Source organism: Microbacterium oxydans, assembly GCF_900095745.1.
GTDB lineage: Bacteria > Actinomycetota > Actinomycetes > Actinomycetales > Microbacteriaceae > Microbacterium > Microbacterium oxydans_B.
Window position 1 is genome coordinate 198,187 of sequence record NZ_FMIR01000018.1, and the last position, 22,866, is coordinate 221,052.

The 22,866-nt window shown below is 67.6% G+C and carries 19 protein-coding genes; 9 read left to right on the forward strand and 10 right to left on the reverse strand.

Annotation, left to right across the window (positions count from 1 at the left end; genetic code table 11):
• Positions 1–78: 78 nt before the first annotated feature.
• From BQ2383_RS13680 to BQ2383_RS13695, 3 genes are read right to left on the reverse strand one after another with little or no spacing between them, the layout of a single operon-like run.
• A complete protein-coding gene (locus BQ2383_RS13680) occupies positions 79–2,178 on the reverse strand; it encodes a fibronectin type III domain-containing protein (RefSeq protein WP_091035082.1) in 2,100 nt (699 codons plus the stop codon).
• 40 nt (positions 2,179–2,218) lie between these two features.
• Positions 2,219–3,091 (reverse strand): fibronectin type III domain-containing protein, encoded by an 873-nt coding sequence (locus tag BQ2383_RS19460; protein ID WP_205820533.1) that lies wholly within the window; start codon positions 3,089–3,091, stop codon positions 2,219–2,221.
• Complete coding sequence (locus BQ2383_RS13695) at positions 3,088–4,575, reverse strand: dicarboxylate/amino acid:cation symporter (RefSeq protein WP_091035090.1); 1,488 nt, start codon at positions 4,573–4,575, stop codon at positions 3,088–3,090. Before BQ2383_RS13695 ends, BQ2383_RS19460 begins: the two co-directional genes overlap by 4 nt.
• Before the next feature lie 147 nt (positions 4,576–4,722).
• Here BQ2383_RS13695 and BQ2383_RS13700 point away from each other — a divergent pair, with 147 nt between their 5' ends.
• The 4 genes from BQ2383_RS13700 to BQ2383_RS13715 all read left to right on the forward strand — a co-directional run bounded on the left by BQ2383_RS13700 (position 4,723) and on the right by BQ2383_RS13715 (position 8,522).
• Positions 4,723–5,667, forward strand: a complete 945-nt coding sequence (locus tag BQ2383_RS13700) for a Ppx/GppA phosphatase family protein (protein ID WP_091035093.1) — start codon at positions 4,723–4,725, stop codon at positions 5,665–5,667.
• Between the two features lie 35 nt (positions 5,668–5,702).
• Positions 5,703–6,173 (forward strand): VanZ family protein, encoded by a 471-nt coding sequence (locus tag BQ2383_RS13705; protein WP_091035095.1) that lies wholly within the window; start codon positions 5,703–5,705, stop codon positions 6,171–6,173.
• On the forward strand, positions 6,170–6,961 hold the full coding sequence (locus BQ2383_RS13710; RefSeq protein WP_244176018.1) for a low molecular weight phosphatase family protein: 792 nt from the start codon (positions 6,170–6,172) through the stop codon (positions 6,959–6,961). Before BQ2383_RS13705 ends, BQ2383_RS13710 begins: the two co-directional genes overlap by 4 nt.
• A gap of 94 nt (positions 6,962–7,055) precedes the next feature.
• Positions 7,056–8,522, forward strand: coding sequence for a polysaccharide biosynthesis tyrosine autokinase (locus BQ2383_RS13715; protein WP_140403357.1), 1,467 nt, complete (start codon positions 7,056–7,058; stop codon positions 8,520–8,522).
• Between the two features lie 8 nt (positions 8,523–8,530).
• Here BQ2383_RS13715 and BQ2383_RS13720 read toward each other — a convergent pair whose 3' ends face one another.
• Positions 8,531–9,616 (reverse strand): hypothetical protein, encoded by a 1,086-nt coding sequence (locus BQ2383_RS13720; protein WP_091035101.1) that lies wholly within the window; start codon positions 9,614–9,616, stop codon positions 8,531–8,533.
• Positions 9,617–9,980: 364 nt separating this feature from the next.
• Here BQ2383_RS13720 and BQ2383_RS13725 point away from each other — a divergent pair, with 364 nt between their 5' ends.
• The 3 genes from BQ2383_RS13725 to BQ2383_RS13735 all read left to right on the forward strand — a co-directional run bounded on the left by BQ2383_RS13725 (position 9,981) and on the right by BQ2383_RS13735 (position 12,746).
• Positions 9,981–10,877 (forward strand): helix-turn-helix domain-containing protein, encoded by an 897-nt coding sequence (locus BQ2383_RS13725; protein WP_140403358.1) that lies wholly within the window; start codon positions 9,981–9,983, stop codon positions 10,875–10,877.
• A 195-nt stretch (positions 10,878–11,072) separates the two neighbouring features.
• On the forward strand, positions 11,073–11,606 hold the full coding sequence (locus tag BQ2383_RS13730) for a hypothetical protein (protein WP_091035106.1): 534 nt from the start codon (positions 11,073–11,075) through the stop codon (positions 11,604–11,606).
• A 150-nt stretch (positions 11,607–11,756) separates the two neighbouring features.
• Positions 11,757–12,746: a MauE/DoxX family redox-associated membrane protein gene (locus tag BQ2383_RS13735; protein WP_091035109.1), complete on the forward strand. Its 990-nt coding sequence runs from the start codon at positions 11,757–11,759 to the stop codon at positions 12,744–12,746.
• A 27-nt stretch (positions 12,747–12,773) separates the two neighbouring features.
• On the opposite strand, the gene BQ2383_RS13740 is transcribed toward BQ2383_RS13735, so the two are convergent.
• Positions 12,774–13,838: an acyltransferase family protein gene (locus BQ2383_RS13740; RefSeq protein WP_091035112.1), complete on the reverse strand. Its 1,065-nt coding sequence runs from the start codon at positions 13,836–13,838 to the stop codon at positions 12,774–12,776.
• Positions 13,839–13,886: 48 nt separating this feature from the next.
• On the opposite strand from BQ2383_RS13740, the gene lepB reads away from it, so the two are divergent.
• Together lepB and BQ2383_RS13750 are read left to right on the forward strand one after the other, a co-directional pair.
• Positions 13,887–14,570 (forward strand): signal peptidase I, encoded by a 684-nt coding sequence (lepB, locus tag BQ2383_RS13745; protein ID WP_091035115.1) that lies wholly within the window; start codon positions 13,887–13,889, stop codon positions 14,568–14,570.
• Between the two features lie 42 nt (positions 14,571–14,612).
• The gene (locus BQ2383_RS13750; RefSeq protein ID WP_140403359.1) at positions 14,613–16,055 is read left to right on the forward strand and encodes a hypothetical protein; all 1,443 of its coding nucleotides are present in this window, start codon (positions 14,613–14,615) and stop codon (positions 16,053–16,055) included.
• Positions 16,056–16,174: 119 nt separating this feature from the next.
• Here the strand turns inward: BQ2383_RS13750 and BQ2383_RS13755 are convergent, their stop codons facing one another.
• From BQ2383_RS13755 to wecB, 5 genes are all read right to left on the reverse strand, one after another.
• The gene (locus BQ2383_RS13755) at positions 16,175–18,016 is read right to left on the reverse strand and encodes a DUF4012 domain-containing protein (protein WP_091035121.1); all 1,842 of its coding nucleotides are present in this window, start codon (positions 18,014–18,016) and stop codon (positions 16,175–16,177) included.
• 59 nt (positions 18,017–18,075) lie between these two features.
• Positions 18,076–19,194, reverse strand: a complete 1,119-nt coding sequence (locus BQ2383_RS13760) for a nucleotidyltransferase family protein (RefSeq protein ID WP_091035123.1) — start codon at positions 19,192–19,194, stop codon at positions 18,076–18,078.
• A gap of 5 nt (positions 19,195–19,199) precedes the next feature.
• Positions 19,200–20,423: a lipopolysaccharide biosynthesis protein gene (locus BQ2383_RS13765; protein WP_167381625.1), complete on the reverse strand. Its 1,224-nt coding sequence runs from the start codon at positions 20,421–20,423 to the stop codon at positions 19,200–19,202.
• A gap of 74 nt (positions 20,424–20,497) precedes the next feature.
• Complete coding sequence (locus tag BQ2383_RS13770) at positions 20,498–21,745, reverse strand: glycosyltransferase (protein ID WP_140403360.1); 1,248 nt, start codon at positions 21,743–21,745, stop codon at positions 20,498–20,500.
• Positions 21,738–22,865 carry a non-hydrolyzing UDP-N-acetylglucosamine 2-epimerase gene (gene wecB / locus BQ2383_RS13775; RefSeq protein ID WP_091035131.1) on the reverse strand — a complete coding sequence of 376 codons (1,128 nt, stop codon included), beginning with the start codon at positions 22,863–22,865 and terminating at the stop codon, positions 21,738–21,740. The genes BQ2383_RS13770 and wecB overlap by 8 nt, the downstream gene beginning before the upstream one ends.
• Between the last annotated feature and the right edge of the window lies 1 nt (position 22,866).

Below are 22,866 nucleotides of genomic sequence, written 5' to 3' on the forward strand. Positions count from 1 at the left end.
GCGTGCTCGCACGCGGGATGCGCCGGACGCCCCTTCCCCCGCGGGAGGGAAGGGGCGTCCGGATGCGACGTGCGTGCGTCAGGATGCCGACGCCGCTCGACGGCGAGCCACCAGCAGACCGCCGGCGCCGAGCAGGACCAGGGCGGTCACGCCGCCGGCGATCAGCAGCCCGGCATCAGCTCCCGTGTTGGCCAGCCCCGATGCGCCCAGCGTCACGGAGGTGCGAGCCACCTCGACGCCGTCGACGAACACGACGACCGCGTGGCCACCGGCCGGGACGGATGCCGGGATCGTGGCGTTCAGCGCGAACGTGCCGTCGGCCGCGGCGGTCGTGCTGCCGAGCACCGTGGGCGTGGAGTGCAGCTCGATGCGCACGGCGTCGGAGTCGGGGTCGACCCCTTCACCCTCGACCCTGATCTCGCCGCCGGGACGCAGATCGCCCGTCACGGTGACCGAGGCGTCACCCGTTGCGGGAAGCTCCCCCTCGCCGCCGCCCGGCTCACCGCCGCCGGGCTGGGCGCCGCCCACGGTGACGGAGGCGGTGGCGGAAGCGGGCGAGCTCCCGATCTCGTTCCGCGCCGTCACCGACGCCGAGTGGGTGCCCACCGGGACCCCGGTGAAGGTGTGGCTGGTGACGCCCACCGCGATGTCGACGGTGGTGGCACCGAGCGTGACGGAGTATCCGGTGAGCGGCGATCCGCCGTCGGATGCCGGGGCGGCCCAGCTGACCGTGACGGCATCGCCCACGGCGGTCACCGTCGGAGCCGACGGCGCCGCGGGAGCGGTCACCACGGGCTCGACCCCGAGTCCGAAGAACTGATCGAGCTTCGCGAGCGCCTCGTCGGCGAACGCGAGACTGGTCGCGCGGCCCGCCGCGTACTGCTCGTCCGTCTGGTTCGGCCGCTTCGCGGGACCCTGCAGGTCGGAGATCCACCACCATTCGGTCATGTACTCGCGGAAGCCCGCCTCCCCGTTGTCCTGGATCCAGTTCTTCGTGATGGGGGCGGCCGTGGCGGAACCGTCGTAGTCGAAGAGGTACGGAACCTGCAGCTTGCGGGCTGCCACCTTGTCCGCCGCGGTGTCACCGCCCGGGTGGTACTCGACCCGCTGGCCGGCACTGCCGTTCAGGACGTACTGGGTCTGCAGGTTCGGGAGGTGCTTCTGCACCAGGTCGCCGTAGAGGTGCGCGATCGACGAGTTGGAGTCGCGGATGTGCGCGTTCGCCCCGCTCCAGCCGTCGAGGCGCAGGTCGAACACGTACACGGTCTGCACGCCGGACTCCGCGGCCTTGTGGTTCACGTCGCGGATCACGGCGCGGGTGTTGTGGCACCAGGTGCCGCCGAACAGGATCGTGTGCTCCCCGTCCGACTCGAGCAGGTCGACGAGCTCGGGGTACGTGATCGACTGCAGCACGAAGTCATCGGCGTCGGCGTCCGTGAAGATGGTCTCGCCATACGCGGTGAGGTTGGTGCTGTACGCCGCACGGTGGCGGGAGTTGACCGCGGTCGAGAAGAACTCGTACTGCGACTGGGTGTCCAGCGTCGCCTGGCCGTTCACCGCGACGGCCTCGAACACCGATGCCACCTTCTGGCGGTACCCGTCCGTCGCCGCCGAGGTGGTGTCCTCACTGCCGCCGAGCGACGAGACGATGCGGTCCTCGACGCCCTCCACGCGGCGGTCGCCGTCGTAGACGAAGAGGTAGGGGTCGGTGCCTGCGCCGAACTCGGGGGTCGTGTCCTTGTTCAGGTACCCGTCGACGAGGCGCGTGTAGAGCGCGCCCGCGGCCTCGCCGGCGACTCCCGTGACGAACGTCCGGATGTCGACGGAGGCACCGTCCAGCAGTGGATCGAACGTGTAGATCGCGTCGACGCCGTACTGCTGAGCGACCTGGTCGATCTGCGCCGCGGTGGCGACGGTGGTCGGATCGCTCGGACCGCCGAGGAGGAACGCGTAGGTGCCGTCGCTGTTGAGGAGGCTCTCGAACCGCTCGAACGTCACGGACTCGAAAACCGAGCCGGCGCGGAGGCCCGGGATGGTGTCGGCGAAGTAGTCGAACGTCGGGGTGGGGACCGGGGCGGCTGCTGCCGGGAGGGCCGTGAGACCCGCGGCTCCGCCCGCGACGAGCGCCGCGATGACGGACCCCGCGGCGAGACGTCTGCCTCGTGCTGTTCTGGACATGATGAAGGTTTCCTGTTCTCGGTGCGTGTGCGTGATCGGGTCAGAGGATGGGGGTGCCGTCATCGGATGCCGCGGCCGGGACGGTCGCTGTCGCGCTGGAGCGACGACGCAACCACCACCAGGTGAGCAGCCCGCCGGCGACGACGACGATGCCGCCGAGCGTCAGCGGCGCCGCCAGGGGGATCCCAGCTTCCACGGGCGCTTCGGCGGTGACGGTCGCAGCGGTCTTCGCCGTCTCCGTCTCCTCGCCGGCGATCTCCACGCCCGCGATCGACTCGGACGCCGGAGAGTCGCCCACGGCGTTCGTCGCGATCAGCGTGAGGTCGTACGTGCCCTCACCGAGTTCGATCTCGTACTCGGTGGCATCTGCCGGAAGGGCGATCGGCGTGCCCTCGTTCAGGACCAGCTTGTAGCCGGTGAGCGCGGAGCCGCCGTCGGCCGGAGCCGTCCAGGCGAGCGAGAGCGTCGTGCCGTCGATCTCGTGGGAAAGGCCGGTCGGAGCCGTCGGAACCGTGGCCGCGACCGCCGCCTTCTCCGGGGTCGTGCTCGTGCTCGTGTTCGTGGTCGTGGAGTTCGACGTACCGGCCGCCGGCTTGTCGTTGCCCGTCGCGGGTGGCTGCGCGGGCTTGGGCGCCGGAGCGGGGGCCGGGGCCGGCTTGGGCGCCGGAGCGGGAGCCGGCGCGGGCTTGGGCGCGCCGCCGCCGCCGGAGACCGCCGCCGGGGGTGCCTCCACCGTGGAGTCGTAGGGGTAGCCGCCGAGGCCCTCGCAGGCTCCCAGGTCGAAGTTGATCGAGCACAGATCGCAGACGTCGCCCGCGGCGTGCGCAGCGGTCGGGATCGCGATCGGGGCGAGCAGGAAGGCGGCGGAGACCGCGAGGGCGGACAGTACGCGGGAACGGCGGACGGATTTCATCGGGAGACTCTCTCGTGGATCGGACGGGCGGCGGGCAGCTCGCACTGCCCGAGGGGGAGGTCGGCGGGGATGCCGAGGTCGGAGACGACGGGTGTCGGGCCGGTCTGCGCACGTCGACGCTCCCGCCGCGATGCGGGCTCTGCCGGAGCCTCGACGGGCGGCCGTTCGCCGCGGAAGACGGCGTCGTCGAGCACGCCCAGGCGGCGTGCGACGATGGTCGCCGCCGTGGCCGCCGCGGTGACGTTGGCCATCGTCGATGCGGTCCCGGCGACCGCGCTGATCGGGATGAGGACGACCAGCACCTCGATGGGAAGACCGGAGGCGCTGAGCACCGCGGTGGCGGTGATGATGGCGGTGCCCGGGACCCCGGCGGTGCCGATCGAGACCAGCAGGCAGAGGAGTGCGAGGGCGACGTAGTCCCACACCGAGTACTCGATGCCGAGGACGTTGATCGAGAAGACCGCGACGATGATCGGCCAGATGCCCGCGCACCCGGGCATCCCGATGGTCGTGCCGATCGGAGCGGTGAACGCGGCCACGTCCTCGGGCACGCCGACCTTGCGGGTGAGGGTGGGGATGGTCAGCGGGAGCGTCCCCACACTCGACTGGGTCGTGAACGCCGTGTACTGGGCGGGGGTGAGGAGGCGGAACCACCGGATCGGGTTCACGTCGGCGAAGACTCGCAGCAGCACGCCGTTCACGACGTAGGCGTCGATGAACGCGATCCCGAGTGCCAGCACCAGAACGAGCGCCAGCGCCAGCACGGTCTCGATGCGCGTGACGGCGGTGGCCGTCGTCGTGGCGACGAGGGCGAGGACCGCATACGGAGTGAGCTCGATGATGAAGCCCACCGCGGTCATGATGACCTTCTTGGTGCCGTCGATCACGCTCTTGAACGAGCGCAGGTTCGGGTCGTCGCTCCGGTTGGCGACCAGGTAGGCGACGGCGAAGAGCAGGGCGAACAGGATGATGCCGGTGATGTTGTTGCCGACGAAGTCGCCGGCGATGTTCGAGGGGAAGAGTCCGAGCAGCACCTCGTCGAGCGGCTTGATCAGCCCGGTGAGCGTGTCGCCGCTGCCCTCCTGCAGATCGAGCTGCACTCCCTGCCCGAGGCCGACGCTCAGCGCGATGGCGAGGGTGAGGACGATGGCGATCGCGTTGGTGAGGAGCAGCCAGAAGGCGCTCGACAACCCGATCGTGCGCAGCTTCACGGCCGATCCCAGCGAAGTGACGCTGGACAGGATCGAGATGAAGATCAGCGGAGCCACGATCGCCGTGATCACCTGCACGTAGAGGTCGCCCAGCACGGCGACGTACTCGAGGCCGTCACGGAACCCGATGCCGATCCCGATGCCGACGCCCAGGGCGATCAGGACGAGCGAGGTGAATCCCGCGCCGCGGCGACGGAGCAACGCGATGCCGACGAACGCGACGAGGGTGACGGTGAGCGCTGCGATGGGCAGGAGGACGGCGCTATCGGGCATGGCGCGAGATTATCGATCTGCTGTGAGTCGCCTTTCGGGCGGGTCGATCTGTTGCCATGTGTGACGAACCGTGTCGGCGCCCTGTTTCCGAGGTCGGCCGTACGATACGAGCGCGATGGCGGCTCCGGGCGCGAGTAGTCTCTTCCCGTGCGCCTGGGAGTCCTCGACATCGGATCCAACACCGTCCACATGCTGGCGGCCGACGTCCGCCCCGGTGGACGTCCGCTCGCGACGACGAGCGACAGGACGGTGCTGCGCCTCATGCGCTACCTCACGCCCGACGGCGCGATCTCGGAAGAGGGCGTGGTCGCGCTCGAGGCCGCGGTCGCCCAGGCCCGCCGAGTCGCCGAGACCGAACGGGTGGATGCGCTGCTCGCGACGGCCACGAGTGCGGTGCGCGATGCGCGCAACGGAGCCGACGTGATCGCGCGCATCGAGGCGGCTCTCGGGCAGCCGCTGCAGGTGCTCGACGGCGAGACCGAGGCCGAGCTGACGTTCCTCGCCGTGCGGCGCTGGTTCGGGTGGTCGGCGGGACAGCTGCTGCTCCTCGACATCGGCGGAGGGTCGCTGGAGATCGCCGCGGGCGCGGAGGAGATGCCCGATGCCGCGGCATCCGTCCCCCTCGGCGCCGGACGCATGACCGTGCAGTTCCTGCCGAACGACCCGCCCGGCGAGGCCGATGTCGAGAAGCTGCGCACGCACGCCGCCGAGACGCTCGCCACGGTCCTGCCGCAGTTCGCCGCGCTCCCCCGACCCGACCACGTCGTCGGCTCGTCGAAGGCCATCCGCTCGCTGGCACGTCTGGTCGGTTATCCGGCGCCCGGATGGTCGGGGACCGAACGGATGCTGCTCCCCCGGGCCTCGCTCGGCTCGTGGATCCCGCGGCTGGCGCGGCTGCCCGCGTCGGCCCGACAGGAGCTCCCCGGCATCACCCCGGATCGCACGTTCCAGATCGTGGCTGCGGCGGTGTCGCTGCACGCCGCGATGACGGCTCTGAAGGTGGAGGAGCTCGAGGTGTCGCCGTGGGCGCTGCGCGAGGGCGTGCTCCTGCGCTACATCGAGCAGCTGAGCTGGAGCGACGCCCGAAGCTGAGAGTCGCACCGGGGTGCCGCGGATACCCTGACGGGATGCCCTCCGCCACCGCTGCCCCCGTCCGCGCCGGGGCTGCGACGGCACGGGTCGCGCTCGTCGGCTACCTGCTCTTCATCGGCTTCACGGTGTGGCTGCCGGCGAACGTCTCGGCGAAGGTCACCGGCCTGGTCGGCGTGATGGCTCGATGGGTGTCCGACGCCGGCATCGCTCCCTACTACCAGAGCGCCGTGGTGTTCGAGTTCCTGGCGAACGTCGCCCTCTTCGTCCCGGTGGGTTTCCTGCTGCCGTTCGCCTGGTCGCGCCTGCGGCTGTGGCACGTGGTGCTGATCGGCGCCCTGATGAGCGGGCTGATCGAATCGGTCCAGGGGCTCATGCCCTCGCGTTTTCCCACGATCTCCGATGTGATCGCCAACAGTCTCGGAACGCTCGTGGGCGGGGTGATCGCGGTGCTGCTCATCCTGATGCTGCCGTCGCGTCCCGCACGGAGCCCTAGGCTGGTGGCGTGAACCCGCAGCACGACGATGGACCGCCGGCCGGCATGAGCCGCCGGGAATGGCGCGAGAAGCAGAACTCCGCCACCGCCCCCGAAGCGCCGTCCGCTCCCGTCGTCTCCGCTTCCGCCCCGTCGACTCCGCCCGCCCCCGCGGAGGATGCCGCACTCCTCGACGCCATCCTGGGCACCCCGGAGTCGGACGCTCCCTCGTCGCGGCTCACGATCCTCACCGTGTGCACCGGCAACATCTGCCGGTCGCCGCTGGCCGAGGTCATGCTGCGGGCCGACCTCGAGCCGCTCGGCGTGCGGGTCCACAGCGCGGGCACACATGCGCTGGTGGGTCACGGCATGCCCGAGCCGGCGCTCGAGCTGGCCGCGCAGGCGGGCGTCGATCCCGCGACGGCATCCGCCCACCTGGCCCGCTACTTGGTCGAGCCGCTTCTCGAAGACGCCGATCTCGTCCTCACCATGGCACGCGAGCATCGGTCGCACGTGGTCAAGATGATGCCCAACCGACTGCGTCGCACCTTCACGGTCCGCGAGTTCGCGCGCCTCGCCTCGACGTTGAGCACCGACGACGCCCGCGCTGCAGCCGATGCGGCCGGCTCGTCCTCCCGCGATCGGTTCGCCGCCGTACTGCGTGCGGTCAACGATCAGCGCGGCATCACCGCCTCTTCCGGGGATGACGACGATGTGATCGACCCCTACCGTCGGTCGCGTGAGACCTACGCCCGGTCGGCGGCGGAGTTGACCCCCGCGCTGGTCGAGGTCGAACGAATCGTGCGCGCCGCCCTCACGTGAGCCGCGTGCGCCTCCGGCGGAGGGGTGTTCGCCGTATGCTCATTCTCATGTCTGCATCCCGACCTCCCCGCGGGATGTGCGAGGGGATGAAGAGTTGGAACTGAGAGACTACGCGCGCATTCTGCGCGCGCATTGGATCGTCATCGTCGCGGCCACGCTGGTGGGTGCGGCCCTGGCGTTCGGCTGGAGTTCCCTGCAGCCGCGGGTGTACTCGGCCGACACGACAGGCATCGTGACGGCCGTGGGCGGCGACGGCACGAGCGGTTCCGCGCTCGTGGGCAACCAGCTCGCTCAGAGCAGGGTCAAGTCTTACCTCAATCTCGGTTCCTGGCGGGCGGTCGCCGAGCACGCGATCGACGAACTCGACCTCGACGCCTCCCCCGACGTGCTGGTCAACCGGGTCACGGTGACGAACCCCGTCGACACCACCGCGCTGAAGGTCACGGCCACCGGCCCGACGCCGGAGTCGGCGCAGGCGCTCGCGCAGGCCTGGCTCGACGGCATGGCGATCGAGATCGAGAAGCTCGAGGGCGGCACGGCGGAGACGCCGGCGGCGATCTCCCTCATCGTCGGTGACTCCGCACGCCTTCCCAGCACCCCGTCGTCGCCGAACACGCGGCTGAACGTCATCATCGGCGCTCTCGCCGGTCTCGCCCTCGGTCTCGTCTACGCGTTCGTGCGACACACCGTCGACCGTCGCGTGCGTCACCCCCGCGACATCGAGCGCGAGACGGGCGTCTCCGTGATCGGCACCCTCCCGCTCGAGAAGTCGATCGCCGACGAGCGACAGGTGATCGACTTCTCCCTGGAATCGCAGCACGGGGTGTCGCATCACCTCATCGAGTCGATGCGCGAGCTGCGCACGAACCTGCAGTTCATCGACGTCGACAACCCGCCGCGCGTGATCGTGGTCACGAGCTCGGTGCCCGGAGACGGCAAGTCCACCGTCTCGGTCAACCTCGCCTCCAGTCTCGCCGCAGCAGGACAGTGGGCCATCCTCATCGACTGCGACCTTCGTCGCCCGGTCATCGCCGACATCTTCGGGATGTCCCACGACGTCGGCCTCACCGATGTGCTCGCGGGCCGCGCCGAGCTGCAGGATGTGGCGCATCGCCCGTCCCGCGACATCCCGCTGGCCGTCGTCGGCGCCGGCCGCATCCCGCCGAACCCCAGCGAGCTGCTCGGGTCGCAGCGCATGCGCGACTTCCTGGCGGAGATCAGCAAGTCGGCGATCGTCATCCTCGACTCGCCGCCGGTGCTGCCGGTGACCGACGCCGCGGTGCTGGCCGCGAACGCAGACGGCGTGCTGATCGTCGTCTCGTCCGGCAAGACCACCTTCGACATGCTGCAGCGGGCGATCGACAACATCACCCGCACGACCGGCCGCGTGCTCGGCGTGGTGCTCAACCGTGTGCCCCGCAAGGGTGCCGAGTCGGCGTACTACGGCCGCGAGTACTACGGCGCTTACGAGCGCTATGCGAAGGACGGCGCGGACAGCGAGAGCGGGGAGTCCGAGGCAGCAGCACCGGGCGTGCGCCGGCGCGGCACCGCTCAGGTCTGAGGCGCCGTTCAGGCCGGAGTCGGCGGCAGCAGGAGCCCATCGTCGATGAGCACCTGCACGGCCGCCTGCACGATCGACGCCGGGTCTCCGTCTGCGGGTTCTCCGTGCGCGGTCACCACGGCATCGACGAGCTGAGCGAGCGTGCTCCCTCCGGCGGCAGCGGTCCAGATCGTCGGGCCGATGCCGTCGAGGACGTGCACCTGTCCCCCGGTCGGCGTCCGCCGCAGCACAGCGACGCGGGATTCGAGCACCAGCTCGTCGACCGTCTCCGCGCGGCGGTACGCGTCCGCGGCTGACGCGTCGACCACGGGTGCGGTACGGGTGACGATCGACCGGACCGGAGCCGGCTCGACGTCGATCAGATCATCGATGATCCCGTCGATGCCCGTCACCTCCCGGTAGCGCAGTCGCACGGCACCGCCGGTGGCTTCGAGCAGCGCGGCAATCCGCTGCAGGGGCGCCGGCCCGTCGGAGAGATAGCTGGTCTGCGGCCCCAGCAGCGCCAGGGCATCCGCGATGTCCAGCGGTTCGATCTCGGGCACGTCCGGGCCCTCCGGCGAGCGATCGATCACGACGATCTTCGCCACCCGCAGCTCGTCGGGCAGGGCGTGCGCGCCACCGATGCTCGAAAGTGCGACCTGCGCCTTGGGAGCGGCATCCTGCTCGATGATCGAGAGCGGCTTGCGGTAAGGCACCACGCGACCGGTGTCGTCGATGCCGATGGTCTCGTCGCTCACATACGCGTAGCGCTGCGAGAGGTGTCGCGCCGCTGTCGTCTTGCCGGTGCCGGATGCCGCGCTGAGCACCACGACGCGACCGTCGGCGGCGGCGAGTCCGGCGGCGTGCAGCATCCAGATCGGGTCGTGTCGGCGGTGCGCGAGGGCCTTGATCGTGACGTCGGTCGAGAGCGCGGAGAGGGCTGAAGCGTCCTCCGTGTCGGCCGGAACCACGGCGACCGCATCGGCGGCTCGATCGCCCTCGTAGCGCGCGTCTGTCCAGGCGGCGAGGGTGCGTGCGCGGAAGTCTTCGTCGCGCCGAGAGGCGTCGATCTCGATGACGGCTCCGACCGCGTTGACGAGGAAGCGATCGGACATGGCAGCAAGCCTATCCACGTTCTTCGACTCGGCGAGCCGCGCAGGTGAAAGCACATTTCGCGCAGGAACAACGCACATTGCGCGCTTTTCTTCCATTCGCCGGACATTCCCCGGCGGGCGCTCTACGGTGGCTCGCAGTGAGGCTCCTGGGGGATGCAGATGAGGTTCGTGTCGTCTCACTACACGAATTCAGAATCTGTGTTGACAGGAGGGGCCGGATGATTGAATCTGTATTCAATACACCACCGTATCGAGGCATCGGGATGGCGAACCCGGCAACGCGACGCGTTGATGGGAGCAGGTTCGGCACCCCGATCACAGAGGCGCCGCAGTTGTTCGCAGGCACCCTGAGGGGGAACGTCTCGTGAGTCACTCAAACGCTCAGGTCATCGACGACAGAGAGCTCGCGAAGCATGGTGTTCGGCGGGTCGGTGACCGCCCTGGACTGCGTTCCCGGGAGCGCGCCTCCGGCGGTGTGCGACTGCTCAGCACGGGCGGAGGGACCTCCGAGCTCCACGTCGACACGGTGACCCGGTACCCCGACCACTCGGTCTTCGCGTTCGTCGAGGCACAGGCGCTCTGGTCGCGAGTAGAGGGTGAGCCCTGGGTCGAGACCGAGGGCGGTCTCGTCGTCGCCGCACACGGCATCACACGCCGGCTGCGGTGGGCAGGGCAGTGGAGCTTCGTCGCCGCACTCGTGCCCCGCTCGGCCATCGCCTCGTTCGTGCCGTCGCTGCCTTCCGACGCGAGTGTGTTCGCGGACCGCCGACTCCTGGACACCTCGATGCAGCAGTTCGTCGGGTGCCTGCTCGACACCGACGACAATGCATCGGCGATCGAGCAGTACGCCATCGAGCAGCTGGTGATGGAGATGTGCGGCGCGGTGCTGCTCGACCGGGTCGGCGGGGTCAGCGCCCAGGGCTCGCCGCATGCCGTACTGCGCGAGCGTGCCATCGCCGTGATCTCGCAGCAGTGCGGTGATCCGTCGCTGAACCCGTCGCGCGTCGCGCACGAGGTGCAGTCGTCGCTGCGGCAGCTGCAGCTCGTCTTCTCCGAATCCGGCAACAGCGTCGCGGCGGAGATCCGTCGGCAGCGTGCGCGGCTGGCCCACTCGCTCCTCGTCGACAGTCGCTACGACGTGCTGAGCATCGATCAGATCGCGCAGCGTGCCGGATTCCACTCTCCGATGAGCATGCGTCGGGCACTCGACGAGGCCTATCAGGCCACCCCGCGCACCCTGCGCTCCTCGCGCCGGGCATAGCTCCACGCAGCCATAACGCACAGATCGCGCAGGTTGAGCGCACCCTGCGCGTAGTTCACCGAAACCCCCTTCCTCCCCCTCTTCCTCTCCCTACTTTGATGACCACGAAGAGGCTCCTGGGGGATGCAGACAACGTGTCGCCTCTTCACGACACAGCGGGAAACCGCATCTGCATCGAACAGGGAGGGCACTCACGTGACCGAAGAAATCCAGAAGAACAAGGGCATCTCGCGCCGCACCATCGTCAAGGGCGCGGCATGGTCGGTGCCCGTCATCGCGGCAGCCGTCGCCACACCGCTCGCCGCGGCTTCGCTGGTGAACGACGACCTCGTTCCCGCGCTCAGCGGTCCGATCTCGCTGAACCTCGGTCTCGCGACGGTCACCGCGGTCAACACGCTGACGATCACGAACAGTGGCACCGATGCGTCGCCTGCCGGTGCCACGGCCGTCGTGCAGTACAACTCCTCCCTGCTGTCGCTGAACATCGCGGCGGTCGGCGGTGTCACCGTCGGAGGCGCGGACGGCAACTACACGCTGACCCTCCCGTCGATCCCCGCCGGAGGCAACATCGTGATCGGGCTGGGAACCACGCTCGACTCGCTCCTGAACATCACGCTTCTCACCACACTGCTCGGCGGCCCCCAGCAGGTCATGACCGCGACCGTCTCGGGCGACTCGGTCACGGGCAACAACTCGACCTCGTCGAACATCGGCATCTCGCTCCTCTGAGCCGAATCTCGAAGGGGGCGCCGGGCCCAGCACCGACGCTCCCTTCGTCGCTCCGGCCACCGCCGATGGTGGCGGCAGGGCGACGTGCAGCACCGAGCGGGCGGATCCTTCCAGGATCCGCCCGCTTTTCCGATCCGGGAGAATCAACCCATGAGCGCATTCCTCGTTCCGCTTGCCTTCTTCCTCGCCGTCGTCTTCGCTGTGAGCGCCGTCGGCAAGTTCCGCGCGGCGGACAACGGGCGTGGGGCTTTCGCCGCCTTGCACATCAGGGTCGACCACCCGAAGACCGCGGCCGGGGTGCTGATCGCGGGCGAGGCGGTTGTCGCTGTGGGTCTGCTCGTGACCGCCAACTGGCTCTTCGTGGGCTTCGCCACGGCGGCACTCCTGCTGACGTCCGGCCTTCTGGTCGCCGTCGCCCGGGCGCACCGACTCGGCGCCACCGATGACTGCGGCTGCTTCGGCGACTGGCTCCCCTCCGCGATCGGACCTCGACTCATCGTGCGCAACGCGGTCCTCACCGCCATCGCCGCCTCCGCGCTGGCAGGGGCCGTCACGGCGGCCGCCGTCGCCGAGCCCGTCGGGATTCCGGCCACGCTCCTCACGGGCCCGTCGGTGCCCCTCGTGCTGGGCGCGGTCGGCTCCGGGTTGCTGATCGCCGTCGGTGTCTGGTCCCTGGTCCGCGCATCGCACGCCACCGGGCGAACCGATGCGCAGATCCCCCGTGGAGCCGGCGCCGTGCTGCTGCCTGACACCGCAGAGATCGTCGACGTGCTCGTCCCGGCCGCCCGCGCCCGGCTACTCGTGTTCGTCGCTCCGGGGTGTCACGCGTGTGCGACCGCCATGGCATCACTCAAGGCCGCAGAGGCCCCTCTGGCGGCCGTTGTCGACGTCTATGTGATCCAGCGCGCCGTGAGCGTCGCGGCGAGCACAGAGCCGCCGCACGACCTCCCCGCTTCGACGCGGTTCGCGCTCGACGTCGGCGGTTCTGTTGCGGCGGCGCTCCGCATCGGAGCGGAGACCCCCGTGGCCGCACTCATCGGCACCGACGGAACGCAGGCCGGGCCGCTGGCGGTCGGCAGCGACGAAGTACGGGTGCTGATCGACAGCATCCGCGCGGCGGTCGAGGTCTCCCCCGCCTGACGCGGTGTCAGTGGCGCGAAGCCGCCTTCATCGTGCGTGGAGCAGGGGCTTGCGCCGACCGGTCAGCCAGCCCATCACCCATTCGACGGGGCCCGTGCCGACGAACCGCCACCAGAGCCACCCCACCAGGATCATGCCCGGAACGATCACGAGCCACCCCGGCCAGAAGTTCTCGGTCGGACGTCCGTTCGCGTTGTTCCACAGCGCGATGATCCCCACGTGCAGCAGGTAGAGACTCAGCGCGACCTGTCCGCATGCGACGAGGGGCACGAAGATCGGGCTCCAGAAGCGCTTGACGCCGTCGCGTCGAGCGGTCGCGGCGAAGACCACGATCACGTAGACCGCGAAGACGAGGCCGAAGTCTTTCAGGGTGTCGAGGTAGTCGCCGGACTGCACGTCGCCGAGCCGCTGCCCGACACCCCAGGCCAGGTAGGCAAGAGGTGCGGCGATGGCCAGCGCCGTGAGCAGTCGGTCGCGCTGCAGTCCGTGCCGGATGAGGAGCGCGCCGATGAGGAACATCGGCAGGAGATTGAGCACGCGGTAGTGCGATCCGAGGAAGAGCCACTGCATGATGTCGGCGATCGGGGCGGGCGCCGTGTAGACCCAGGTCCAGGTCCGGGCAAGATCCACCAGAGGCTGGCTGATGAGCAGCAGGACCGCTGTCACTCCGATCACCACGGGCGTGCGCGCGAGGAGGAGCGGCGCTCCGAGGATGATGGTCACGCCGAGATACGCCAGGATCACATCGACCCACGAGCCCCAGGTCGCCATCCAGACGCCCAGCGCTATCAGGAACAGTCCACGGATCACCTGCTGCAGAAGTGTCACGCCGACGCGTCTGCCCCGGCGCCAGACGAGCTCTGCCGACATGCCCATCACCAGGGCGAACAGCGGCGACGCCAGGTCGCTGAACATCGCCGTTACGAACTTCGCGGCCCACGGCAGTTCGGGAAGGAACGGGTTCGCGTGCGCGATAACCATCGCCACGATCGCGACGCCTCGGAGGACGTCGGGGATGAGCAGTCGCTGGGCTTGCGACGCCTGCGGGGACTCGAGCAGGCGGGGACCGCTGTCACCGGAATACTGGGCCATTCACTGACAGTATTGTGTCGACACCGCAGCGCGCGAGCCGGAGAGCACATGATGACGACAGATGCACCGAGACCGCGTCGGCGACTCCTCGGGAACATCTGGGTCAACATCACGCTCGCACTCGCGCTGACCGGCATCATCGTCGCCTTCATCGGCCAGCCGTCGTCTGGATCCATGTCGCCGACGCTCGAGCCGGGCGACCGCCTCATCGTCAACCGCCTCGCCTACGTCGCCGCAGACCCCGCGCCGGGCGACATCGTCGTGTTCCGCCCCGATGAGGCCTGGGGAGAGAAGCCCGCAGCCGGCGGAAACTGGTTCTCGCAGGCGTTCCACTGGGTCGGCGAGACCACCGGCATCCGGCCCTACGTGCTCGTGAAGCGGGTCATCGCCGGACCAGGGCAGACCGTGGAATGCTGCGACGCCCAGGGCGGGGTGCTGGTCGACGGCGAGCCGCTCGACGAGCCGTACGTCGTCAAAGATCTCCCCTTCGTCGCCGACTCACTCGACTGCGACAGCGAGCCGATGTCGACCCGCTGCTTCGGGCCGGTCACCGTTCCGGAGGATTCGTATCTCGTACTCGGAGACAATCGGGCGAACTCGGCCGACTCCGCTTACCTCTGCCGAGGGACGGCGGATCCGGACGAGGACTGCTGGCGCTGGATGACGCGCGACGACGTGTTCGGTCAGGCCGGGGCCATTCTGTGGCCGATCGGGCGGTGGGGCGGGCCGTAGGCCGCGCGTGGTGTCGACGCCTCTGCCCGTAGAATCAGCAGCATGTCTCACACGCGAACCGAGCGCGCGATGAGCGACGCCAACGTCCGCTCCCAAGCCAAGCGGTCATCCCTCGTGCAGCACGTTTCCGTGTTCGTCGTCTTCGCCGGTTCCCTCGCCATCTACATCGAGGCGCTGCGGGTCACCTACTCGGAGTTCATGGCCCCCCGGTTCGCGTACTTGGGCTGGGTCTACCACGAACCGTCATTCATGTGGATGCTCCTCTCTTACGCACTTTTGCTCGCGGCGTCGGCCTTCCTGCCCTACAGGGTCGAGCGGTTCTCCGGTTACGCGGTCTGGTTCCTCTACACTGCTCTGCTGGTGCCCGTAGCGACGCTGCCCCAGTATGGCGGCGGCCGCACTCCGGAAGATACCTTCGCTTTTGCGGTGTTCTGTTCTGCGGTCTGGATCGCTGTCGCCCTTCTTCTACGCCGCAAGACCGCCCTGTTGATCCCCATCAACCTCTCGAGCGGGATGCTTCTCTGGGTGCTTGTGGCCGCAATCTCAGTTGTCACCTATGTGTATCTGGCAGTGGTCTTCGGCATCACGTTCAACATTGTGTCGGTGTTCGAGATCTACGACACTCGACTCGCATACCGCGACGAAGTCATCCCGACCGTGCCCCTCCTGGGATACCTCATCACTAATCAGGGGAATGTCATCAACCCCTTCCTGATGGCCTTCGGACTGCTCAAAAGGAAATACTGGCTGTTCGCGCTCGGTGTGGTCGGGCAGTTGCTCATTTATTCCACGACGGGGTACAAGACAGTTCTCATCTCCATCCCACTGTGCTTGTTGCTCGTCTTCCTCCTCAACAAGCGAACTTCCATCGTGGGCGCGATGGTCGTCGTCGGCGCGTCCGCCCTGGCGTGGCTATCGATCGCCGCTGACCGCGTGGCAAGCATTGGTCTCGTGGATGTGCTGGTTGCCCGAACGTTCATGACAGCTGGCTACCTCATGCCGCTGTACAGAGATGTTTACGACGAGGGAGCCTGGGCGCTCTGGGACTACTCGTTTCTCGGACCATTTGTTGAAGCGCCATATCAGACGTCTCCGGGGTTCTACGTCAGCGCAGTGCTGCTGAATCGACCCGATGTCCAGCTCAATGCGAGCCTGTTCGCTGACGGATACGCGAACCTCGGGTTCATCGGCATCGCAGTAGAAGCAGCGTTTCTCGTGATGCTGCTTTTCCTGGTCGACAGCGCGAGTCGTGGGCTTCCGGCGGCGATCGTCGTTCCCACCGGCCTCCTTCCGGTGTTCTCGCTTGCGAATGCGAGCCCCTTCAGCGCCGTTCTCAGTTACGGTTTCGGCCTGCTGGTTCTGCTCCTCGCGTTGTATCCGAGGGAGGAGGCATCGGGCTTGCACGCTTCAGAGGATCCAACTGGTCCCCGGCGCCTCCCGGCTCGGAGAAGTTCACGACCGCGGCGGCTCTCGCACGCCGATTGATGGGACCATCTGACGCCTTAGGACGAGTGGTCCAATGCACCACGGCGACAGCTACCGTGCGTACGGCTGTTCGGTAGACAGGGTCCCGAACGTACCATCTCAACGGACTTGTGGACTGTTCAGCCGCAGCCAGGAGTCTCCAGAGTGACGGGAGTCTGGCGCACCATCGGCGTGGTCCACACGTCGTACACGCCGTAGTCGGTCCCTATGGTTCCTTCAGAGCCCTTCATCGACACGGTAATGGTTGCTGCCGTCTGCGGAGTCGTTACCACGCTGATACGCACGGCAGAACGCCCGAGATGAGTCCCTTCCGAAACCAGGGTGGCCCTCTGCGCCCCGTCGACTTTCCACGATTCGATGGAGGCGCCCACCGGCGTGTACACGACGACGTCGGTCGCGATGTCACCCGGGCGATAGTGGGGACCAGTGATGAAGTAAGGCAGATCCGCGGCCTGTTGGGGCGTGATGTTGTTCGCGAAGGTGATCGTCTGCATAAAAGTGGGCGCACCAGAGGTCGTGCACTGATCGGTAGTCGCGACCACCTTCGCATCCGCGTAGTAATCCGTCTTCGCTCCCGTGGTGTCGTTAAAGAACACACCGGCGACGGTGCGGTCGTCGTTGGTCGCCGGCAGGGTGCCCGCGAGCTTTGATCCGGACATCATCGCCTCGATGTCAGGATTCGACGACCAGATCTTCATGCGCCCCTCGTCGGTCGCCTTACCCAGCGCCTCAAGGAAAGCGACAGGGTTCTCGACACCTGAGGTGATTTTCGCGAAGATCTGTGCGGCAGCAGAGGCGAAGAAGAGATCTTGGGGGTTTTGGTCGGTACCGTCGCCGTACTTGAAGTACACCTCGTTCAACAGAAGCGGCACAGCATTCTCGCTGGTCAGAGTCTCGCCCGTCTGCAGTGGAATCGGGCCCGTCGCGTTGAGGATGTACGCGAGCGCGACCGGATCGGTAGAGATGACGTCGTCGAAGGGAGGGAGGCCTTCGTCGGCCCACCACGCACGCATGATCTCAACGGTCGTCGGAAAGTCCGGAGTCGCCGTCATGTTGGGGATCCAGCGGCCAATGATGTCCGAGTACAAATGTTCGGTCTCCGAATCGAGCGGGGCGATGCTCTCGTCACGAGCATTCGCGAATTGCACGCTCGTTGCCTGGGTGGTGAGCTCGATTCGCCCATCTGTCGCGGTGACGAGTGCGAGGGCCGCGGGGTTCCCGCCTGAAGCGCGAAGTTCGGAGTTCCCCTGGAACATCAGCAGATAGGTCCGTGGTGTGCCCTCGCCGAGCGCGGCAGGCAAGACCTTGAGGATCGGCGACAGGGCCCCCAACGACTCGTCGACTCCGCCCACAGCGTCATTCAGGGTCGAGAGCGCCTCGGTCACTGGAGGAAGAAGGAATGTCCGATCCGCGGAGTCGATCCGTTCACGCACTTCGGCGAACGTGTCAGCACCCGCCGTGACGATCCCCTCTAGACGATGTATCGCGGCGAGGTCGATGGCGCCGTCCACCGGACGGAAGGCATTCAGGTCGAGGTCCGGGAGCGAACCAACCGAGAAGTCGGCGATCTCATCGACGCTCTCCGCAGCGGCACGTACTGCGGAGAGGTTCTGCCCCACCACAGGGATCCACTCGGCGAGGCGCCAGTCCGCCTCGCGGGTGGTCGCTACGGCTTCCGCGGACAGTTCCTTGAGCGACGCAGCGTCGGCCGCAGCCCCGTCGGCGTCGCCCGCCAGCACCTTCGACGGCAGCCCGCTCGCAATCGGCACCGCCGGGGTCAGCGAGTCGCGGACGGACAGCGCCTTCGACGCGGCCACGGCAGAGAGCACGGCGACACCAATGACGAGGAGCGTCAAGACACCGACGGCGATCCACACCGCCCGACGCCGATGGATGCGCCGGGCCTGCTGCCGGTCTGCTTCTGCGCGCGCGCTGGCGCGGGTCTGGTGCATGCTGCTCATTGCGTCCTATTCAATCTCATGACACGGCGAATCCCCTGGGAGGCCGACCGCGTCGGGCCTCAGCGTCGCGCGGCCAGCTTCCTTACGCTGTCCCGAACCCGCCTCACCCGCGCGAGGAAGATTCTCCGGCCGGTTGCCTGCGGCTCTTCCAGCGCGATGCGCATGGTCTCTGCCGTCGGCCACATCAGACGGATAAGTGCACGGAGCCGGTGCTGTATCGGCACAAACCGTAGGGCCTTGAAATGCCGCAACGAAGTGGCCTCTTCGAGGCGCATGCTCCAGTCCGCCGGAGGAAGCGCACGGGAGTAATCGGGTGCATCTTCTCCGAAGGCTCGTTCGAGTGGCGCGCGCAGGACGAAACCCGCGTCGAACCGGTCGACAATCGGAATCACTCCGCGCCCCACCGTTCGCAATACGGCCGTCGCCTTGGTCACGGCATACTCAGGCGCTGCTGCACCGTTGTACGGCCGCATGTCGTGCAAAGCGGATAGGACGGCGTGGGTCTCGCGCGACGGAGTCAGCACCGGCACGCCGGCGAACGCCCGGGCCTCCGCGTCATCGATCAGGACGTCGAACGCCTCCCCCGGCCGCAGGCGCATCCCTGGGAAGGAGGTGTGCACGTCGATCGCGCATCCCCACTCCCCCGCCACCAGCGTGAGAGAGTGGCTGACCGTCGTGCCTGTGAAGGGAAGGATGAGCGGCGTCCACCCCCAAGCACGCATGGCATCCGCGAGGCGGAGATCGTCGCCCGGCCGCACCCAGCAATCCACGTCGCCGGAGTGCTCACGATCGCGGAGTCCCTGCGCGTGGAGCGTCGGACCCTTGATGAACACCAGTTCGACTCCCGCCGAGGTCGCCACCCGTTGCAGCAGCGCGTAGACGAGCTCATGGGTAAACGAGGAGAGCCATGGGCGAGGCAGATCGGAGATCCGCGCAGCATGGGCCGGGTCTTCAACCGCGAGGCCCATCTCGGCCAGTTCCTTCATCACCTCGACGGACTCTGACTCGGCAGGCGTCGGCGCATCGCCTCGCGCCATGTGACGCCAGACCTTAGCCCCTTCCCCGAACAGCAGAACCGGGTGACCGGGTTGGATCGGCGTCACCGCGATGTCGTACCCGTGCCCCCCCGTTGCCGCGATGTCCAGAGCGCCGTACCCGGAGGCGAACCACTGCGTCATACTTACTACTCCTCCGCAACCGAGGATAGGGCGCTGCCACAATCCAGATGACGGGCCGCGGCCAGCCCCGCGATCCAGGTCGCCACGTAAATCACTGCGAAGGCGATGGACGTCGCGAGAACCAGCTGCGGGACCGTGGACTCGCGATACCAGCACAGAATGAGGACGACGAGCACGATAGCAAGTCGCGACGCGTCGAGAACAAAGTTGATTCGTGCCCACCTGGCCACGACGAGGGCCTTGCTGAGCGGACTCGCGATGAGCCTCGTGACCAGCATCGGAGTCAGGAGTTGCATAATGAGAGCCGCGTCCGCCCACCCCGGTCCGAGTACCCAAGGTACGACGATAGGGGCGAGGACTACGACCACCACTCCGACGGCCACGCTCACGACGAGGAGGAGCGTCGACACCCTGAGGTAATAAGAGGCGCTGCCGTGCGACTCGGATCGCGCGTGGTGCGCGAGCCGCGCCTCGACGACCTGCGATACGGCCGTGGCTACGATGACGAGTGGTACGGCGAGGATGCGCTCAGCCATGCCCCATTGCCCGGCGTCCGCCACGTCATACCAGACTCCTGCGAAGAGCACCGGCAGTGCGAGGGCTGAGGCGTTCATGAGGGCGGCTGGAGCGAATAGCAGCGGGAAGGCTCGATACTCGCGCCCCACTCGGCGAACGTCACGGAGATCGAAGCCACGAATTTCGGCCCGCACGGAGCCGACCAAAGGCACCACACCCACCAGACGGCCTGCTCCGTATCCACCGACGAGACCGAATGCGGAGGGGGCGATCAGCGCGGCGCCGAGCTGAACGACAGCGGTAGTCGCGGCCTGAGTCACGTTTCGCGCGGCGACAGCGCGGTAGTTCCGCACCCTCAATGCGAACTGCCCGAACAGCACGAAGACGCCGGAGAAGAAGGTGATCCCTCCGACCCACGCGCTGAAGCCAGGAAGTGCGGCCATCGCCTGCAGGAGGCCGGTGGAGAACAGGATTTCGAGGGTCGCCGCAGAGAGGAAACTGATAACCGCTGCGACAGCGAGCCCGAGGAACAGAAGAGCTGACGCCTCCCTCGTATCCTTCGGGAGCATCAGGGCCGATTCGAGACGGAGCGCCACAGCCGGGATGATCATGCCGGTGACTGAAACGACGAGCGTGAGGTAGCCGAAGGCTGCCGGCTCATAAATACGCGACAGGACGGGGGTCGCGACGAGAGTGATGATCTGCGCGATCACCGAGCTCAACACAAGCACGGAACCCCCGCGCACCTCCTTGCCGGCTGCGAGCGCGCGAAGGCGGGCGAAGAGTCTCATGACCCCGAACTCATCGGCTTCGGCCGGCGTAACCGCAGGAGCTGCGCGCGCAGTTCGGGCTCGACCGCGAGCTCCCAGGTGAAATGCTTCCTCGCTGCGCCGGCGCGCGCACGGAGGTCGGCATCCGTGCGGGGCGCTTCGGCGAAGCGCAACATCTGGTCCAGCATCGCGTCCGCGGATCTGTGATCGCCGTGCACGGTGATCGCGTTCTCTTCCGAGAAACGCCACTGAGCCTGACGCTCGGTCACCACGTTGACCAGCCCCGCCATCGCGTGCTCGTAGTTCTTGCTCGGCACCGCCTCCTCATTTTGCCCGTCCGGCATGAGCAGTGACAGGCCGAATCCTGCAGTCGCGAGGAGGTCGGGCATCTCGTGAGTGGGTCTCGTCGGCAGGACCGTCAGATTCGCTGGGCGCCCCGCGGCATCCAGCAGGCGCTCAAAATCAGCCTGATGCTCCGGTGAGGGATAACGGCCGAGCACCTGAAAGACGAAAGGCAGAGAGCGCTGTGCTGACCGGGCGGCCAGCTCCACGAGCAACTCCGTCCCGTAAACGCGCGTCAGAGTGCCGATATGGAGAACAGACCAGCGCCGGTCCTCGAAGGGCACAGAGGGCAGTCCACCGAACTGCGACAGCATCGGGTAGTTCGGTGAGACCGAGACGGGGACGCCTGCTGCACGGAACGGCACGGCCATGCGCTCGGTCACGACGTTCGCGGCACCGAGTCTGCGGGCGGCGCGGACCTGATAGCGCTCCAGCATGCCGGCGACGATGCTCCGCAGCCGGCGCGGAACCGGCAACTTCTCCGCGTAGTACGACGCGTAGTACTCATGGACGTCATAGAGGACCGGCCGACCGGATTGGCGGCGCCAGCGAAGGGCGGCGCCGAGGAAGTAGTAGTCGTGGATGTGCCACAGCTCGCCGTTCAGCGACGCGGCGGCCCTGGCGACTCGACGGACCATGCTGATGCGCTCGCGAGCGTTGCGCGGCGAGGGTAGCACTGTCTCGGCCACGAGAGGATCTCGCGACGGCTCTCCCTCACCGAGCCACAGGAAATGCACGCGGAAACCGGCATCCAGCGCGACCTGCGCGCATCGGACGATACGGCGGTCACCGCGCGGATGCACGGTGGGCACAACGAGCAGGGGGGACGAGGCGGTCACGCTCGCCGGAACGGATACCCGCCAGGCATCCGTGCGGGCCACCCGCTCCCCGGCGTCGCCTCCCGGACCTTCCTGCTCAGACATGCAGCCCCAGCCGTGCACGGTGGGAGTGAGCTGTGGAGAGGACGAACGCCGTCGCCCTCCAGGAGGTGTTGCCGATCTCGTATCCCGCGGGAAGCGAGGCGAGGTCCGCCGGGATGCTGAGTCGCGCACCCACCGCCCGCAACACGCTGTCCGGCGTCAGCCCGGTGGTGATGATGGCACCGGCATCCAGCGCTTCCGGGCGCTCGATGAAGTCGCGCACCGTCACCGCCGGAAAACCGAGAATGCTTGATTCCTCGCTGATCGTGCCGCTATCGGAGAGGACAAGCTTCGAATCCAACTGCAGCTTGATGTAGTCGTTGAAGCCAAACGGCGGATGGAAGGTGATTCCGTCGATCGAAGCCGAATCCCCCAACGCTTCAATACGCTTTCGGGTCCGAGGATGCGTCGAGACGAGAACGGGCAGACCGTACTCCGCACGAAGCGCCTGCAGCGAGGCAATCGCCGACCGTAGCCGGGTCGGATTGTCGACGTTCTCCTCACGGTGGAGGCTCACCAGGAAATACTCACCCGCTGTCAGTCCGGCCCGCTCCACTGCATCGCTCGCCTCGATCTGGGCTCGATTCTGCTCGAGCACTTCCCGCATCGGCGAACCGGTGAGGATGATCTTCGACGGATGCAGGCCTTCGGCCAGCAGGTTTCGCCTCGCGTGCTCGGTATAGACGAGGTTGTAGTCCGCGACGTGATCGACGAGCCGCCGGTTGGTCTCCTCGGGGACGTTCTCGTCGAAGGAACGGTTTCCCGCCTCCATATGGAAGACGGGGATCTTCATCCGCTTGGCGATGACTGCCGAGATGCAGCTGTTGGTATCCCCCAGGACGAGGAACGCGTCGGGCTGCTCCTCTCGGATCACCTCCTCGGTCTTCGTGAGGATCGAACCCAACGCCGCACCCAAAGACGAGGTATCGGCGTTCATGAAGTGATCCGGGCGACGAAGCCCCAGGTCTTCGAAAAACACTTCGTTGAGCTCGTAGTCGTAGTTCTGTCCGGTGTGCACGAGCACCTGATCAGTGTGCTCGTCGAGGAGCTTGATCGTGGCTGAAAGGCGGATGATCTCCGGCCTCGTCCCCACCACCGTCATCACTTTGAGTTTGTCGGCCATG